This is a genomic window from Rhizobium bangladeshense (assembly GCF_017357245.1).
Taxonomy (GTDB): Bacteria; Pseudomonadota; Alphaproteobacteria; order Rhizobiales; family Rhizobiaceae; genus Rhizobium; species Rhizobium bangladeshense.
Window position 1 is genome coordinate 3,918,959 of sequence record NZ_CP071612.1, and the last position, 17,035, is coordinate 3,935,993.

Genomic DNA, 17,035 nt, shown 5'->3' on the forward strand with positions numbered 1-17,035 from the left:
TCAGACCTCCACCTTCATGGCCCGGACATAGGCGATGCCCAATAGAAGTGAGATAACGAGCGCGACGACTGCGACGGCGGCGCCATATCCCAGCTGAAACGCCGTGAAGGACTGATTGTAGATATAGATGCTGATGACCTCCGTCGCCCCGCCAGGTCCGCCGCGCGTCAGCGCATAAACGAGCCCGAAGACTGCGATGGTCGAGACGGCCGAAATCAGCATGTAGAGCAGGATCGTCGGCATCATCAGCGGCAGCGTGATGCGGCGAAACATCTGCGAAGGCGTCGCCCCATCCATCCGCGCCGCCTCATAGATCTCCGCGGGAATGGTGCTGAGGCCGGCCGTCAGCAGGATCATCGCGGTGGCGATGCCGCGCCAGGTGTTGACGATGACGATCATCGACAGCGGAAAGACCTGCAGCCAGTCGGCCGGTGTAACACCAAAGAAGCTGACGATGCGGCTGAGCGTGGCATTGTCGCCGCCCGCCAGCATCGAGATCCACATGAAACCAGCCACGACTTCCGGGGCGGCATTCGGCAGCAGGATGATTGACGAGAAGATCCGCCGGAAGCGGATCGGCCGGCGCAGCGCGATTGCCGAGATGAGCCCAAGCACGAACTGGCCGACCACTGCGGAACCGAGGACGAAGACGAAGGTGACGAACAGGGCGTTCCAGAACTTCGCGTCGTTGAACAGCCGCGTATAATTCCGCAGCCCGACGAAGCGGGGTCGAAGCGCCGCCGCCCCCGTCAACGCCTCGTTGGTAAAGCTCAGATATATGGAATAGACCGCCGGGTAGATAACGAAGGCAAAAAGCAGAACGAGCGAGGGCAGCAGGATCAGCAGCCATTGCCGCTCGGCCCGCTTTTCATGAGAGTTTCGGACCATGGAAGCTCACACCTGTCGAATGAACCGGCTTTTCGAGTAAACACGGGAAGACGCGGCGACGGCGCCGCGTCCCGTCCTGAGGAAGAAGGCAGACGCTTTACTTGACCACGTCGTCGCCGAGCGTCTCCTTGACGTAGTCGACGAGGATCTTCTGTGCGCCGGCGGCATCGGTTTCCTTGCGCAGCAGCGCTTCGGTGGCCCGAGCGACACCTTCCGAGACCGTGCCAAAGCCGGAGGCCTGCTTCAGGAACACGCCATTTTCCGCCGCAGCATGGATCGGAACCAGTTCCGTCAACTTCTGGAAGTCGGCATTGTCAGCCGCATCCTTGCTGGCCGGGATATTGCCGATGCGCGCCGCATAGGAGACCTGCGTCTCGATGGACCCGATCTCCATCAGCGCCTTGATCGCGAGCTCCGTATTGGCCGATTTCGAATTGACCGCCCACGGCGCGGCAAGGTTGGCGAGAACATACTGGCCGCCGCTCTGACCCGGAACCGTCCAGGTGCCCACCACCTTCGTCACGTCAGGAATCGGATTCTTGCTCTCGCGGCCCCAGTCGAAAATATAGCACCACGAGCCGCAGGTAGTCGCAGCAAGCTTGCCGGCCGGGAACATCTGATATTTCGGCACAACCCAGGGCTCTGGCCCGAGCAGCGGCTGCGTCGGCATCAGATCCTTGTCGATCAGTTCCTTGTAGACGCCGAAGACATCCTTGATGCCCTCGCCGTTGAGGTCGAGCTTGCCTTCGGCATCGACGAGCTGCGGCGTTTTGGAGCCGACAAGCAGGTGCTGGAAGCCTTCGTCGAAGGCACCGCTTCCCCAGGAGACGCCGGCCGGGAAGAGCAGCCCGTAGGCCCCTGTCTTCTGCTTGATTTCGGCCGCCCGGTCGAGAAGCTCCCGCCAGGTCTTCGGCTGCTCAGTGGAGATGCCGGCCTTTTCGAGAACGTCCTTGCGGTAGTAGATTTCCTGGATACCGAGCATGAACGGCATTACATAGGTTTCGCCATCGGGGCTAACGGCAAGCTCCTTGGCGACGTCATAGAGGTTGGCGTAGCCGTCCCAGGCCTTGAACTCCTTGCTGACAGGCGCGAGGTAGCCGGCTTCCACCATGTCGGCGACGGCAGCCGTCGTCGGAATGGAGAACAGGTCTGGCGCGTTGCCGGCGCCGAGCTCCGTCAGGAGTTTGGTCAAGTAGTCCTTGTCGGGCGCCGGATATTCGACGACCTCGATTGTAACGCCGTATTTCTTTTCGATCCGTTCCACCGTCGACTTCATCGCGTCGATGCCGGCCTGGCCGTGATTTGCAATTCGGATTGTTTCAGCCTGCGCCAGCGTCGAAACCGCGCTCAGCAGGATGGCCCACAGGCCACCAAGAACCGTCTTCTTCAACGAAATCCTCCCTCTTTTAGAGCCACGGCGCCCTCCAGCACCGCCGCAAAAATGTACACGTATTCCATCGTCTGACAAGAACCTTTTCTAAAGGGATTGTCATCCGAGAATTAACCTATTGATTTTGCCTACTGTATTTATAACTTGCCAGCTCCAGCTCCTCTGTGTAATCGTGTGCACAATTCACCAGAGGAGGATTTTCATGCCTGGAAAATTGCGCCTCGGCGTCATCGGCGCCGGCTTGAAGGCAGCGGAATATGCCGCGAGCTGGACTGCGATGCCGGAGATCGAATTCGCAGCACTGGCAGACACCATGGCCGCCTCGCGCCAACGCCTGATTGATGTCTGCCTCGCTGCCGGTGCGTCCGAACCGAAAAGCTTCGAGGACTATCGAAAGATGCTCGCCGAAATGAAGGGCACGCTCGATATCGTCTATGTCTCCACGCCGCACGCCTTCCACGCCGAGCAGGCGATCGCCGTCGCCGAGGCCGGCCTCGACCTCTTCCTGGAAAAACCGATGGTCACGACGGTCGCCGAGGCGGAGCGGCTGATCGCCGAGCAGAAGAAGAGCGGCGTCACCATCGTCACCGCCTTCCAGGGCGGCCTGTCGCCGCTGGTGCTCGACACCCGCCGGCGGGCGCTTTCCGGCGAATTCGGCGAGCTGATTGCCATTTCGGGCATGATCTGGGAAAGCTGGTCGTCGAATTACGACGGCCACTGGAAACAGCAGCCGGAGATATCAGGCGGCGGCTTCATGTTCGATACCGGGGCCCACATGATGAACACGGTCTGCCTGCTCGCCAACTCCGATTTCGACAGCATTTCCGCCTACATGAACAACCACGGCAAAAAGGTCGACATCGCCACCGCCGTCTCCGCGCGGCTGAAGAACGGCGCGCTGGCGACGCTGACGGCAGCCGGCGAAGGACCACCCGGCTGCGCCTCCTACATCACCTTCTTCTATTCGAAGGCGATCGTACGCATCGACGCCTGGGGCGGCTGGCGCGAGATCATCGATGGGCGCGGCGCGGGCACGCGCGAGGAGGCTGAGATTCTCGGCAATCCCATGAAAAATTTCCTCGCCATTCGCGAGGGGAAAATCGAAAACTCTGGCTCCGTTGAAATGGGCCTCAGATTCGCTAGGCTGTGGGATGCAATCAAGGAATCGGCGGCGGCCGGCGGCGCGTCCGTCAGGATCACCGCCTGACAGGCGAAGATGAGCGGAACGAACAAACGGCGGATTACCTCGAAAGAGCTGGCGAAACTCGCCGGCGTCTCCTCCGCCACCATCTCCCGTGCCTTCTCGCCGGATTCGCGCATCGGCCGCGCGACGCGCGACCGCATTCTCGCCGTCGCCCGTGAATATGGCTATCAGCCCAACGCCATCGCCCGTTCGCTGAACAATCAGCGATCGCGTCTCGTCGCCCTTGTCGTCAACGCCATCGGCAACCCCTGCGAGGCCGAGGAGCAGCAGCTTCTTGTCCACCGCTTACAGGCGCGGCAGCTGCTGCCTATCATCCTCTGCTGCGCCGACCATTCCGACCGGCTGCAGCTGATGCGGCTTGCCTCTACCTATCAGGTCGATCACGTCGTCATCTTCTCCGACATGGTGTCGATGCAGGATGCCGTCGATATTTTCCACACGACGAAACCGATCATCGTCTCCTTCGAGCCGCTCGAAAACGAAAACGTCTCCAGCATACGCATCGACGGCTCCAAGGCCGCCGACGAAATCATCGACAAGATCGTCCGGGACGGCAAGAAGCGCTTCGCCTATCTCTCCGGCACCAATTCGAGCTGGATCGACAAGCTGAGGCGCGGATGGTTCGCCGAGGCGCTCGCCAAACGCGGCCTTACCTTCGAAGCGCAGGCCGTCGGCGATTATTCCTATGATTCCGGCTTCAAGGAAGCCGTGCTCCTGATGCACCGAGACAAGGTCGGCGCCATCATCTGCGGCAACGACGTCATGGCGATCGGCGCGCGCGATGCCGCGCGCCGCGTGCTTGGCAAAAGCACGCCTGATGATATCGCCATCGTTGGCCAGGATGGCATCGCCATGGCCGCCTGGGATTGCAACGACCTCACGACGCTGAGCCTCGACCATGTGGCCTTCATCGACGCGGTCGTCGAACTGATCGAACGCCACGACGCCGGGATCGACGGCCCGCACAGTATCACGCTCACCTGCACCCCCCGCTGGGGCTCGACTGCCTGATGCATGCCATCAGGACGTGTGAGGCGGTTCCGGATGACGGCATCACCGAAAAAAGCTAAAGCGCATCGCATGAATAGATTCGACGTGAAGCGCCTGAACGGCTCTCGCCTTATTGCATCAAGGAGGAATATCCGATGACCCGATTCTCACGCGCGGAAGGGTGCTGCACAGCTCCTGATGCCACGACCGGGAGAGCCTGATATGCGTTCCGTCGTTTCCTTCAATGAAGGCTGGAGTTTCCACGAGGGCTTCGGTCAACGCCTGCTCGAAAGCTTCGATGGCGCCAAGTCGATCAGCCTGCCTCACACCGCCGTCGAGCTGCCCTTCAACTATTTTGACGAGAAGAGCTATCAGCGCGCCTTCACCTATCAGAAGGTACTGCGCTGGCTGCCGGAATTCGAGGGCCGCGAGGTCTCGCTGGTCTTCGACGCCGCCATGGCCGACAGCGTCGTCTATCTGAATGGCGAGGAGATCGTCGCCCACAAGGATGGCTACACGCCCTTTGAAGCTCGCCTCACCGGCAAGCTCCTCAGGGGCGAAAACCTCGTCACCGTCAAGATCGATGGCAGCGAGAACCCTGACATTCCGCCTTTCGGCGGCCGCATCGATTATTTGACTTATGCCGGCATCTACCGCGACGTCTGGCTGAAAGTCACTGACCCGGTTTCGATCCGCAATCTGAAGATCGAAACCACAGACGTTCTCGCTTCGGAGAAATCGGCAACGATCCGCGTCGATATCGCCAACCCCGAGCGTCGCAGCTTCTCGGCGACGGTTACTGCTGCGCTGAAACAGGCGGACGGCACGGTGATCGCCACCGCGGCCACCGAAACGATCGGCGACCGCACGACGCTTTCCTTCGGCGGTCTTGCCGGCATCGCGCTCTGGGACATCACCGATCCCACTCTCTACGAAGTCACCGTCGAACTCAGGACGGAGCACGGCTCCGACCGTCTCTCCACCCGCTTCGGCTTCCGCACTGCCGAATTCACCCCGGAAGGCTTCCTCTTGAACGGCAAGCCGCTGAAGCTGCGCGGCCTTAACCGCCACCAGGCCTTCCCCTATGTCGGTTATGCCGCCGGCCGGTCCGCCCAGGAGCGGGACGCCGACATCATGAAGAACGTCCTGAAGTGCAATATCGTCCGCACCTCGCACTATCCGCAGTCGAAGTGGTTCCTCGACCGCTGCGACGCGATCGGCCTGCTCGTCTTCGAAGAAATTCCCGGCTGGCAGCATATCGGCGATGCCGACTGGCAAAAGGAATCGATTGAAAATGTCCGCCGCATGATCGAGCGCGACTGGAACCATCCCTCGATTGTCATCTGGGGCGTGCGGATCAACGAGTCGCAGGATAATCATGATTTTTATGTCGAGACCAACCGGCTCGCCCGTGAGCTCGACAGCACCCGCCAGACCGGCGGCGTGCGTTATCTCACCGAGAGCGAGCTGCTCGAGGACGTCTATACGATGAACGACTTCATCCTCGGCAACGAGGAACTGCCGGGGGCCAACCGGCCGCGCACCGTGTTACGTGGCCAGCAGGAAAATACCGGCCTGTCGCATAAGGTGCCGTACCTCATCACCGAGTTCAACGGTCACATGCATCCGACGAAGATTTATGACCAGGAACAGCGCCAGGCCGAACATGTGCGCCGTCATCTGGAAGTGCTGAATGCCGCCTATGGCGATCCGGATATCTCGGGCGCCATTGGCTGGTGCATGTTCGATTACAACACCCACAAGGATTTCGGCTCCGGCGACCGCATCTGTTATCACGGCGTCATGGACATGTTCCGCGAGCCGAAATTTGCAGCCTATGCCTATATCAGCCAGTGCGATCCTTCCGAGGAGATCGTCATGAAGCCGGTGACCTTCTGGGCGCGCGGCGAGCGCAATATCGGCGGCGTGCTGCCGCTGATCATCCTGACCAATTGCGACGAGGTGGAGCTGCAATATGGCGCGCTCAGCAAACGCATCGGCCCCGATCGCGAGAATTACCCGCATCTTCCGCATCCACCTGTTGTGCTCGACCATCGTCACTTCACCGCCGACGAGCTCGGCACCTGGGGTCTCGAATGGATCGACGGCACCTTCACCGGCTATATCGTCGGCGAACCGGTGGTCAGCCTGAAGCTGGCAGCCGATCCCTTGCCAACGACGTTGGAAATGATTGCCGACAGTTCGACGTTGAAGGCGCGTGAACGCGACAGCACCCGCGTCATCATTCGTGCCCTCGATCAGTGCGGTCAGCGCCTGCCTTTCATGAATGACAGCATTTCGCTGAGGGTGCATGGGCCTGCAAGGATCGTCGGTCCGGCCAATGTGCCGCTGCAGGGCGGCACTGCAGGCTTCTGGCTGGAGGCGACGGGCCTGATCGGCGAGATCACCGTGGAAGCGGTTTCTTCCCGCTTCGCGCCGGTGACCCTCGCCGTGACTGCCACCGCCTGACGCGCAGGCGTCCTGACGCGTCTTTTCAGAGGTTCCGCGGGTGGCGTCACGCGATGCGCGCCTGGCTGTCCGGATCGAAGAACACCGCCTTGTCGAGGTTGAATGCGAGGCGTGTATTCTGGCCTGGTGCGATGCCGGCATCGGCGCGCAGGCGGGCGACGACGGATTTGCCGCCGAGCTTGGTGACGGCGAAGGTGTCGGAGCCGGCCGGTTCGACCACTTCGATCAGGCAATCGTCCTCGGTCAGCGAGCGCGCCTTGCGGTCGGCGCCGTCAGGATCGGTCAGGGCTTCGGGGCGGATGCCGAAGATCACTGGCCTGCCGGCATAGGCAGACAGGCCGTGATTGCCGGAGACGACAGGCAGTCTGAGCGGTGCCCCATTCGGCCGTTCGAGCGAGACGGCAAGCCCGGCGGCACCGGCCTCGACGGTGGCGTTGAGCAGGTTCATCGCCGGCGATCCCATGAAGTCGGCGACGAAGAGATTGGCCGGGCTGTTATAGATCTCGGCCGGCGTGCCGAACTGCTGCAGCACCCCGTCCTTCAGCACGGCGATCTTGGTCGCCAGCGTCATCGCCTCGATCTGGTCGTGGGTGACATAGACGAAGGTGGTGCCCATGCGCTGATGCAGCCGCTTGATCTCGGTGCGCATGTCGACGCGCAGCTTGGCGTCGAGATTGGAGAGCGGCTCGTCGAACAGGAAGACCTGCGGATTGCGCACCAGCGCCCGGCCCATGGCGACGCGCTGACGCTGGCCGCCGGACAACTGCGACGGCTTGCGGTCGAGCAGATGGCCGATCTGCAGCATGTCGGAGACCTGCTTGATCGCCTTGGCCCGCTCCTCCTTCGGCACGCCGCGGATTTCCATGCCGAAGGCGATGTTGCCCGCCACCGTCATGTTCGGATAGAGCGCATAGGACTGGAACACCATGGCGATGTCGCGCTTGGAAGGGTGCAGGCCGTTGATGGCGCGCCCGTCGATCCTGATCTCGCCTGATGTGACCGTCTCCAGCCCGGCGATGGTGTTGAGCAGGGTCGACTTGCCGCAGCCGGATGGGCCGACCAGCACGAGGAAGCCGCCCTTTTCGAGTTCGAGATCGATCCCCTTGAGGATGTCGATGGCGCCGAAGCGCTTTCTGAGGCCGGAGATTTCCAGGAAGGCCATGGCTTACCCTTTGACTGCGCCCGCCATCAGGCCACGCACGAAGTAGCGGCCGGCGAGGATATAGACGATGAGCGTGGGAACGGCCGCGATCATCGCCGCCGCCATGTTGACATTGTATTCGACCACCCCGGTCGAGGTGTTGACGACATTGTTGAGCGCCACCGTCATCGGCATGGAATCCCCGGTGCCGGCGTAAGCCGAGGCGAACAGGAAGTCGTTCCAGATGTTGGTGAACTGGTAGATGACGGTGACGACGATGATCGGCAGCGAGTTCGGCAGCATGATGCGGCGGAAGATCTGGAAGAAGCTCGCGCCATCGACCTGGGCGGCGCGCACCAGCTCGCTCGGGAAAGCCTCGTAGAAATTGCGGAAGAACAGCGTGGTGAAGCCGAGGCCATAGACGACATGGACGAAGACCAGGTTGACGGTCGGATTGCCGAAGCCGAAGGTCAAGCCGGTGGCGTTCTGCAGGGTCACGCCGAAGCGGCCGAGCGAGCCGAGGATGGTCGCCATCGGCAACAGCACCGACTGGAACGGGATGAAGCAGGCAAACAGCATCAACCCGAACACCAGCGTATGGCCGGGAAAGCGCCATTTGGTCAGGATATAGCCGTTGAGCGCCCCGAGGATGGTGGAGATCGCCACCGCCGGCACCACCATCTTGATCGAGTTCCAGAAGTAGCCCTTGATGCCGGCGCAGGTGAGCCCGACGCAGGTCTCGCCCCAGGCCTTGATCCAGGGCTCGAAGGTCGGGGCTTGCGGCAGCGCCAGCATGTTGCCGCTCTGGATCTCGTCCATCGTCTTGAACGAGGTCGTCAGCATGACGAAGAGCGGCATCAGATAGAGGATGGCGAAGAGGACCAGCAGGCCGTAGATGACGATGCGGCCGATCAGGCGGGCGCTGTTGCCGCGCTCAACTCCTGCGGCTGCCGCAGCCGATGACGAGGTGCCGATCGGAGAGGTGAGGCTGCTCATCGGGCCTTCTCCTTCAGTTCGGAATAGAGATAGGGCACGATGATCGCCGAGATCGTCATCAGCATGATGATGGCGCTGGCCGAGCCGACGGCCATCTCGTTGCGCTTGAAGGTGTATTCATACATGAAGTTGGACGGCAGCCAGGCCGAGCCGCCCGGCCCGCCCGAGGTCAGCGCCACCACCAGGTCGTAAGACTTGATCGCCATATGGGCGAGCACGATGAAGGCCGACAGGAAGATCGGCCGCAACAGCGGAATGACGATGCGGCGGTAGAGCTGGAAGGGCGAGGCGCCGTCGATCTGAGCCGCCTTCATGATCTCGCCGTCGATGCCGCGAAGGCCGGCCAGGAACATCGCCATGACGAAGCCGGACGCCTGCCAGACACCGGCGATGACGACGGTGTAGATGACGAAGTCCTTGTTCTTGATCCAGTCGAAGTGGAAGCTCGTCCAGCCGAAGTGGTGCAGCGTCTGTTCCAGCCCGAGGCCGGGATCGAGGAACCATTTCCAGGCCACCCCGGTGACGATGAAGGAAAGCGCCATCGGATAGAGGAAGATCGGCCGCAGCAGCCCCTCGCCGCGGATCTTCTGGTCGAGCAGGATGGCGAGCAGCAGGCCGAGCGCCAGGCAGATGCCGACATAGAGGAAGCCGAAGATCGCCATGTTGGTGATCGAGGTATACCAGGAGGATGGCGGATCGCTCTCGAAGGTCCAGCGCCACAGCCGCTGATAGGCGCGCGCCCCGGTCAGCTGATAGGAGGGGAAGGTCTTGGAATTGGTGAAGGAGAGATAGGCCGTCCAGGCGATGAAGCCGTAGACGAAGACCAGCGTGATGACGAAACTCGGCGCCAGCACGATCTTCGGCAGGGCATCCTGCAGCCGGCCCCGCAGCGAGATCCGCGTCGCCTGCCCCGGCGTCAGAACCGGATCGGTGGTCGCAACTGTGCTCATCGAATGCATCTCCTCCCTGCTTCATCGGGCCCGCATGATCGTCAGCGCATCATTGTCCGCACATGATCGGCGCGGCGCCCGAAGCTTCCCCGCGAAGCCGCGGGGAAACTTGTTCATCGGCCTCGCCTCAGCGGGCGTCGTCGATCGCCTGGACGAGCTGGGTCACGGCCTCGTCGGAGGTCTTGATCTGGCCGTGGACGAACTTCGAGACGACGTCCTTATAGGCATTGGCGATTGCCGGCGGCGCGCCATAACCCTGGGCCAGCGAACCGAACAGCGTGCCGCCTTCATTGGCCGCCTTCAGGTCGGCAATGCCCTTCTTGCCGCAGGCGTCGAAGTCGGTGTCGGGAACGTCGGTGCGGGCCGGAACCGAACCCTTGACGACGTTGAAGGCCGACTGGAAGCTCTTCGACAGCGTTGCGGTGGCCAGCGCCACCTGCGCTGCCTTGCGGTCGTCGGGAACATTGAACATGCCGAACATGTCGGAGTTGTAGACGACGCTGCCTTCGGTGCCGGGGAAGCGGTAGCAGAGGAAGTCGGTATCCGGCGTCTTCTTGGCGGCGACGAATTCGCCCTTGGCCCAGTCGCCCATCACCTGCACCAGCGCGTCACCCTTGATGACCATGGCGGTCGCCAGGTTCCAGTCGCGGCCGGAGAAGTTCGGATCGACATATTGGACGATCTTCGCCAGGTTGTCGAAGGACTTCTTCATCGTGTCCGACTTCAGCGCCTCCTCGTCGAGATCGTTGAAGGCCTTCTTGTAGAACTCCGGTCCGCCGGTCGACAGCACGATGGAATCGAACATCGTCGCTTCCTGCCAGTTCTGGCCGCCGAGCGCCAACGGGATCACACCTGCGGCCTTGGCCTTGTCGAGCAAGGCGATCAGATCGTCGAAGGTCTTCGGCTCACTGCCGCCGATCTTGTCCATCACCGCCTTGTTGATCCATAGCCAGTTGACCGAATGGACGTTGACCGGGGCAGCAACCCACTTGCCGTCATAAACGGAGAACTTCTGCAGTGCGGCCGGCACCGACTTGTCCCAGCCTTCCTTCTTGGCCGTCTCGGTGAGGTCGCCCATGACGCCGGCCTCGGCATAATCGAGCACGGTATAACCGAGCATCTGCGAGGCCGTCGGATAGGTGCCGGCCGCAACCATCGCCTTCAGCGCCGTCATCGCCGCATCACCGCCGCCGCCGGCAACCGGAACGTCCTTCCAGGCAAACCCTTCCTTCGAAAGATCCTCCTTCAAGACATTCAAAGCCGCTGCCTCGCCCCTGACGTCCACCAGTGAAGCATCTGAACTTCCTTAACGTCGGCAGCCTCAGCCGCACCCAAACCAGCCATCATCACGACAGCGACCGCCGCCGAGCTCATGAACTTGCGCATGAATTTCCTCCCGTTTGAAAATGGCGGCAGGACCCTCCCCGCCACCAGATGCGTCCCGCAATTGCAGCGGTTGGCATGAAGCCACGCTCCTCCGCGCGGCTAACAATTTAAAACGTTATAACTCTTTGGTCGTCAAGCGCTTTCTCGACTCCCGAGAAAAATATGACTATTGGCATAACATATTGAATTACATTCAGATCATCCAAACGGATAATGAGGTTATAAAATTTAAAACGTTTTCATTCCAAGATTGCGCACCTATGTCTTCGTGTTTATTGTATCGGCAATTCCAGCATGGAAAGCCAGAGTGACCGAACCGTCCCGGCCGCATCGCGGCGAGAATCTCGATATCCCGCATAAGCGCGGCAAGCCGACCTTGCGGACGATCGCCACCATTACCGGTCTGGCGGTGACGACGGTGTCGCGGGCACTTTCCGATGCACCGCAGATTTCGCTCGAGACCCGCCAACGGGTTCACCGCATCGCCCGCGAAATCGGCTACCTCCCGGATCGGGCAGCGCAACGTCTCAAGACGGGCCGCACCAACGTCGTTGCCATCCTGCTTGATTCCCACGAGGAGGTGGTCGGCTTCAGCACCTCGATTATGTACGGCATTGCCAAGGCGCTGAAAGAGACGTCCTACCATCTCGTCGTCGCCCCAAACTTCCTGTCAACGACCAATGTCGAAGCCGCCGAATATATTATCCGGAACCACCTCGCCGACGGGCTGATCTTCACGCGAACCGAACCGCTCGATGCCCGCGTCCGCCTACTGCTCGAAACCGGCTTTCCCTTCATCTGTCACGGCCGCACCGAATTTTCGACGCCGCATCCCTATGTCGACTACGACAACTTTACCTTTGCCTATGAAGCGACGCGCCGGCTGATCGCCAAGGGCCGCACCAAGGTGGCGGTGATCCTGCCGCCGAAACGGCTGACCTTCTGCCAACATATCCTGCACGGCTTCATGACGGCGGTGCGCCAGGCCGGTGTCGCCTATGAAATCCCCGAGACCGTCGATCTCGACACGCCGGCGGATGTATTGCGCGACTTCATCCGCAGCCGCGCAGCCGCGCCGGGGGCTCCCGATGGTTTCATCTGCCCCGGCGAAGTTTCGGCCCTTGCCGTCATCAGCGGCATGAGCGATGCCGGCCAGACACTCGCGGCCGACTACGATATCGTCGCCAAGGAGACATCCCGCCTTCTCACTCAGTTGCAGCCGAAGGTCGATACGATCCACGAGGACCTGACGGCGGCAGGAGAGGATCTCGGGCGCATGCTGCTGCAGCGCATCAACAATCCCGACGCCGAGGATCTGCAGCGTCTGCTGCCGCCGCAGATCAACTTTCCGATCGGTTAGCCGCTCCGATCGAAGGAAGGTCATATTAAAACTGTTTTCATGACGCGTGATTTGGCTTAGAAGCGCGCGTGTAATCCGGTCGCAGCCCACCCGGTCAAAACAAGGGAATCCAAAATATGAAAACCATCGTCGTCTGCTCCGGCGGACTCGACTCCGTTTCGCTTGCCTACAGAATGACAGCGGAAGAACAGCTTATCGGCCTCGTCTCCTTCGACTACGGCCAGCGACATCGGAAGGAACTCGACTTCGCCTCCAAATGTGCGGCGCGGCTTGCCGTTCCCCATCATATCATCGACATCGCCGCTATCGGCGGCCATCTCAGCGGATCGGCGCTGACCGACGATGTCGAGGTTCCGGACGGCCACTACGCCGAGGAGACCATGAAGGCCACCGTGGTGCCGAACCGCAACGCCATCATGCTGGCGATCGCCTTCGGTCTGGCGGCCGCGCAAAAGGCGGATGCGGTTGCCGTCGCCGTCCATGGCGGCGATCACTTCATTTATCCGGACTGTCGGCCGGGCTTCATCGACGCCTTTCAGCGCATGCAGAACGAGGCGCTTGACGGTTATGCGAGCGTCGAACTGCTTGCACCTTATGTCAATGTTTCCAAGGCCGCGATCGTCGCCGACGGCGCGAAACACGGCACGCCCTTCGCGGAAACCTGGTCCTGCTACAAGGGCGGCAATCTCCATTGCGGGCGCTGCGGAACCTGCGTCGAACGCCGCGAAGCCTTCCACCTTGCCGGCGTCGCCGATCCGACGGAATACGAAGACCCAGACTTCTGGAAAGCGGCCGTATCGCGATATCCAGCCGCGGAGGTGCGTTGATGTACCGCATTACTAAGGAGTTCCATCTTTCCGCCTCGCATCAGCTGGATCACCTGCCGGCCGATCATCAATGCGCCCGGCTCCACGGCCACAACTATATCGTCGTCGTCGAACTGTCTGCCGAAACGCTGAATGATGACGGCTTCGTTCTCGACTACCACGACCTCTCGCCGCTCAAGCACTACATCGACGAGGCTCTCGATCATCGCCATCTGAACGACGTGTTCGGTCATTCCAAAGTCACCTCCGAGTTCCTGGCCAGGCACTTCTACGACTGGTGCAAGCAGCGCTTCCCCGAGACTTCGTCCGTCCGCGTCAGCGAAACGCCGAAGACCTGGGCAGAGTACAGACCATGAGCGCCGAAACCATTCGGATCAGCGAGATCTTCGGCCCGACCATACAGGGTGAAGGCGCATTGATCGGGCTGCCGACAGTGTTCGTCAGGACTGGCGGTTGCGACTACCGCTGCTCCTGGTGCGACAGCCTTCACGCGGTCGACAGCGCCTTCCGGGATCAATGGGCCCCCATGTCGGTCGAAGCGATCTGGCAGGAGGTCACAAGGCTTTCCGGAAGCAGGCCGCTGACGGTTTCCCTTTCCGGAGGCAATCCTGCAATCCAGCCCCTGGGGCCGCTGATCGAACTCGGCCATTCCCAGGGATATCGCTTCGCGCTGGAAACGCAGGGAAGTGTGTCCCGGAACTGGTTTCGCGATCTCGACACTCTGGTCTTGAGTCCCAAGCCACCGTCGAGCGGGATGCAGACCGATTGGGGTGAGATCGACTGTTGTCTGCGGCTTTCGGCCGGCGGACCGGAGATCGCTTTGAAAATCGTCGTCTTCGACGATGCCGATTATGCTTTCGCGCGGGAGGTGGGCCAGCGCTATCCCTCTATTCCCTTGTACCTTCAGCCGGGCAACCATACACCGCCGCCGCCCGATGACGATGACGCGCGCATCGATATAGACGGCGTCATGGATCGGATGCACTGGCTCGTCAAGAAGGTGACGGCTGACCGATGGTTTGAACCGCGTGTGCTGCCGCAGCTGCACGTACTGCTTTGGGGTAACAAGCGAGGCGTCTGAGCTCGTCTATCGTACCGGAAAGGCGAAGACATCGACAGGCTCTCCGAGCCCGCGCAGCGGGAAGGTGCCGAGACTGTCCATGTCTTTCGCGCAGCCCGCCATCTCGACGAAAGCCCGCGACAAGAGCACCGGACGCTTGACCTCTTTGGTCAGGCTTTCCAGCCGCGACGCGACATTGACCGCGGGGCCAATGACGGTGAAATCCAGCCGTCGGCGCGAGCCGATATTGCCGTACATGACGTCGCCGACATGCACACCGACGCCGTAGCGCAGCGGCTCGCGTCCCATGCGCAGGTGCTCCTCGTTCAGCTCGGCCATCGACGCCTGCCCCTCGCGGATCGCTTGCAGCAGATCGAGGCAGGCCGTTTCCTTGGCCAATGGGAAGATCGCCAGCAGCCCGTCTCCCATGAATTTCAGGATTTCCCCACCGTGTCGTTCGATCGGATCCGACATAGCGTCGAAATAATCATTCAGCAGATGGATGACATCGTCGCGCGGCCAGAGATCGGAGATCGCCGTAAAGTCGCGCAGGTCGCAGATCATGATTGCGGCGCCGACGGTCGCGCCACTGCCGCGAGTCGTCGCACCCGAAAGAATATGTTCGCTCGCATGCGGTCCGACATAGGTTTGCAGCAGCGTCCGTGCCATGATGTTCTTCAGCCTGATCTCGCTGACGAGGGTCAGCGCCGGCAGGAGATCGCGCAGGAAATCGGTATGCTCGCTCGTAAAGCCGCCCGGACGGGATGTGGAAAATGTCGCGACGTGGCGCTTGCCGAAAGTATGCTCGATCGGCCAGGCAATGTACTCCGTAAGACCCTCGTCACGCAGCTCCTGAAAGAAAGGATCCCCGTCGGCGTCGGCAGTGCCTTCCAGTTGCCGGCGCACCTCCTCCGCCCCCTGGTGGATCGCGTTGACCGGACTCTTCAGGAACTCCGGCGTGGTTTCGACACCATAGGCGAATGTGTTGATTTTCGCCTCCGTCATGCCCTCCTTCCAGAGGATGCGGGCGCCGATCCATTGCGGATGATTCGTCCTGAAATGCAGCGTCGCGCGCGCCACCGGTACCCCTGCGGCTAGCAGCTTCTCGCACATTGCCACAAGGATGTTGTCGATGAAGCGCTCGCCGCGCGTCTCGTTCACCAGCCAGTCGAGGATCCGCCTCCGGCGGATCGGCCAGGCGCCTTCGTCCGTTTCAACAGCAGCCCCGGCCTTGTTCAAAAAAGAGGACATCGAAACCCCACTACGCCGCATCACCGACGAATACCGAATTGAGTTTCCGTGAATGTGGTCGATGGCGAAGCAAATGATAAGGGGAGACTGCAATTAAGTCTCAGAAATCCCAGTCTTCATCCTCGGTTGCGACAGCCTTGCCGATGACATAGGAGGAGCCGGAGCCGGAGAAGAAGTCGTGGTTCTCGTCGGCATTCGGCGACAGCGCCGACAGGATAGCCGGATTGACCTTGCATAGATCGGCCGGGAACAGCGCTTCATAGCCGAGGTTCATCAGCGCCTTGTTCGCGTTATAGTGCAGGAACTTCTTCACATCCTCGCTCAAGCCGACGCCGTCATAGAGCGCTTCGGTATACCGAGCCTCGTTGTCGTAGAGTTCGAGCAGCAGATCGAAGGCGAAATCCTTGATTTCCTGCCGGCGTTGCTCGGACAGCAACTCCAGCCCGCGCTGGAACTTGTAGCCGATATAGTAGCCGTGCACCGCCTCGTCCCGGATGATCAGCCGGATCATATCGGCCGTATTGGTGAGCTTGGCGCGGCTTGACCAGTACATCGGCAGATAGAAGCCGGAATAGAACAGGAAACTCTCGAGGAAGACGCTGGCGACCTTCTTCTTCAAAGGGTTGGCCGACGCATATTGCTCCATGATCAGCGCCGACTTGCGCTGCAGGAAATCATTCTCCTCCGACCAGCGATAAGCGTCGTCGACGTCAGGCGTGGAGCATAACGTCGAGAAGATCGAGGAATATGAGCGGGCATGCACGGCCTCCATGAAGGATATATTGGAAAGCACCGCCTCCTCATGCGAGGTTACCGCATCCTCCATCAGCCTGACGGAGCCGATGCCGTTCTGGATTGTGTCGAGAAGCGTCAGACCCGTGAAGACGCGGATGGTGAGTTGCTGTTCCGCCGGCGTCAGTGTCGCCCAGGAGGGAATGTCGTTTGACAATGGCACCTTTTCCGGCAGCCAGAAATTGCCGGTGAGCCTGTTCCAGACTTCGAGATCCCTGTCGTCCTCGATACGGTTCCAGTTGATGGCGCGCACGCGGCTGGTTGGCTTGATTTGCATGTTCATAAAGTGGTCCTTCCTCAGGAGTAGGTGGGCGCAGCCCCCTCATCCGCC

General features: G+C 61.0%; 14 protein-coding genes and 1 pseudogene. 7 read left to right on the plus strand and 8 right to left on the minus strand.

Going from position 1 to position 17,035, the window contains the following annotated elements:
• Both J2J98_RS18885 and J2J98_RS18890 read right to left on the minus strand, forming a co-directional pair.
• Entirely contained in the window at nucleotides 1-888 is an 888-nt protein-coding gene (locus tag J2J98_RS18885) for a carbohydrate ABC transporter permease (protein WP_064708595.1), read from the minus strand.
• Between the two features lie 97 nt (nucleotides 889-985).
• Nucleotides 986-2,278 (minus strand): ABC transporter substrate-binding protein, encoded by a 1,293-nt coding sequence (locus J2J98_RS18890; protein WP_064708594.1) that lies wholly within the window; start codon nucleotides 2,276-2,278, stop codon nucleotides 986-988.
• A gap of 202 nt (nucleotides 2,279-2,480) precedes the next feature.
• Between J2J98_RS18890 and J2J98_RS18895 the strand changes: the two genes are divergently transcribed.
• The 3 genes from J2J98_RS18895 to J2J98_RS18905 all read left to right on the plus strand — a co-directional run bounded on the left by J2J98_RS18895 (nucleotide 2,481) and on the right by J2J98_RS18905 (nucleotide 6,941).
• Complete coding sequence (locus J2J98_RS18895; protein WP_207601836.1) at nucleotides 2,481-3,485, plus strand: Gfo/Idh/MocA family protein; 1,005 nt, start codon at nucleotides 2,481-2,483, stop codon at nucleotides 3,483-3,485.
• Nucleotides 3,486-3,494: 9 nt separating this feature from the next.
• Entirely contained in the window at nucleotides 3,495-4,493 is a 999-nt protein-coding gene (locus J2J98_RS18900; RefSeq protein WP_064708592.1) for a LacI family DNA-binding transcriptional regulator, read from the plus strand.
• 201 nt (nucleotides 4,494-4,694) lie between these two features.
• Entirely contained in the window at nucleotides 4,695-6,941 is a 2,247-nt protein-coding gene (locus tag J2J98_RS18905) for a glycoside hydrolase family 2 protein (RefSeq protein ID WP_207601837.1), read from the plus strand.
• Nucleotides 6,942-6,987: 46 nt separating this feature from the next.
• On the opposite strand, the gene J2J98_RS18910 is transcribed toward J2J98_RS18905, so the two are convergent.
• The 4 genes and pseudogenes from J2J98_RS18910 to J2J98_RS18925 form a co-directional block, all read right to left on the minus strand.
• The gene (locus J2J98_RS18910) at nucleotides 6,988-8,103 is read right to left on the minus strand and encodes an ABC transporter ATP-binding protein (protein ID WP_138397192.1); all 1,116 of its coding nucleotides are present in this window, start codon (nucleotides 8,101-8,103) and stop codon (nucleotides 6,988-6,990) included.
• A gap of 3 nt (nucleotides 8,104-8,106) precedes the next feature.
• A complete protein-coding gene (locus J2J98_RS18915; RefSeq protein WP_207601838.1) occupies nucleotides 8,107-9,078 on the minus strand; it encodes a carbohydrate ABC transporter permease in 972 nt (323 codons plus the stop codon).
• A complete protein-coding gene (locus J2J98_RS18920) occupies nucleotides 9,075-10,028 on the minus strand; it encodes a carbohydrate ABC transporter permease (RefSeq protein ID WP_064710730.1) in 954 nt (317 codons plus the stop codon). Before J2J98_RS18920 ends, J2J98_RS18915 begins: the two co-directional genes overlap by 4 nt.
• Before the next feature lie 127 nt (nucleotides 10,029-10,155).
• Nucleotides 10,156-11,414, minus strand: a pseudogene (locus J2J98_RS18925) (ABC transporter substrate-binding protein).
• Nucleotides 11,415-11,721: 307 nt separating this feature from the next.
• On the opposite strand from J2J98_RS18925, the gene J2J98_RS18930 reads away from it, so the two are divergent.
• The 4 genes from J2J98_RS18930 (at nucleotide 11,722) to queE (ending at nucleotide 14,682) form a co-directional block, all read left to right on the plus strand.
• A complete protein-coding gene (locus tag J2J98_RS18930; protein ID WP_207601839.1) occupies nucleotides 11,722-12,774 on the plus strand; it encodes a LacI family transcriptional regulator in 1,053 nt (350 codons plus the stop codon).
• Between the two features lie 116 nt (nucleotides 12,775-12,890).
• Nucleotides 12,891-13,601, plus strand: a complete 711-nt coding sequence (gene queC / locus J2J98_RS18935; protein WP_207601840.1) for a 7-cyano-7-deazaguanine synthase QueC — start codon at nucleotides 12,891-12,893, stop codon at nucleotides 13,599-13,601.
• On the plus strand, nucleotides 13,601-13,957 hold the full coding sequence (queD, locus tag J2J98_RS18940) for a 6-carboxytetrahydropterin synthase QueD (protein ID WP_064710718.1): 357 nt from the start codon (nucleotides 13,601-13,603) through the stop codon (nucleotides 13,955-13,957). Before queC ends, queD begins: the two co-directional genes overlap by 1 nt.
• Entirely contained in the window at nucleotides 13,954-14,682 is a 729-nt protein-coding gene (queE, locus tag J2J98_RS18945) for a 7-carboxy-7-deazaguanine synthase QueE (protein ID WP_138397121.1), read from the plus strand. Before queD ends, queE begins: the two co-directional genes overlap by 4 nt.
• 6 nt (nucleotides 14,683-14,688) lie before the next feature.
• On the opposite strand, the gene J2J98_RS18950 is transcribed toward queE, so the two are convergent.
• Nucleotides 14,689-15,912: an adenylate/guanylate cyclase domain-containing protein gene (locus tag J2J98_RS18950; RefSeq protein ID WP_207601841.1), complete on the minus strand. Its 1,224-nt coding sequence runs from the start codon at nucleotides 15,910-15,912 to the stop codon at nucleotides 14,689-14,691.
• A gap of 100 nt (nucleotides 15,913-16,012) precedes the next feature.
• A complete protein-coding gene (nrdF, locus tag J2J98_RS18955; protein ID WP_207601842.1) occupies nucleotides 16,013-16,987 on the minus strand; it encodes a class 1b ribonucleoside-diphosphate reductase subunit beta in 975 nt (324 codons plus the stop codon).
• Between the last annotated feature and the right edge of the window lie 48 nt (nucleotides 16,988-17,035).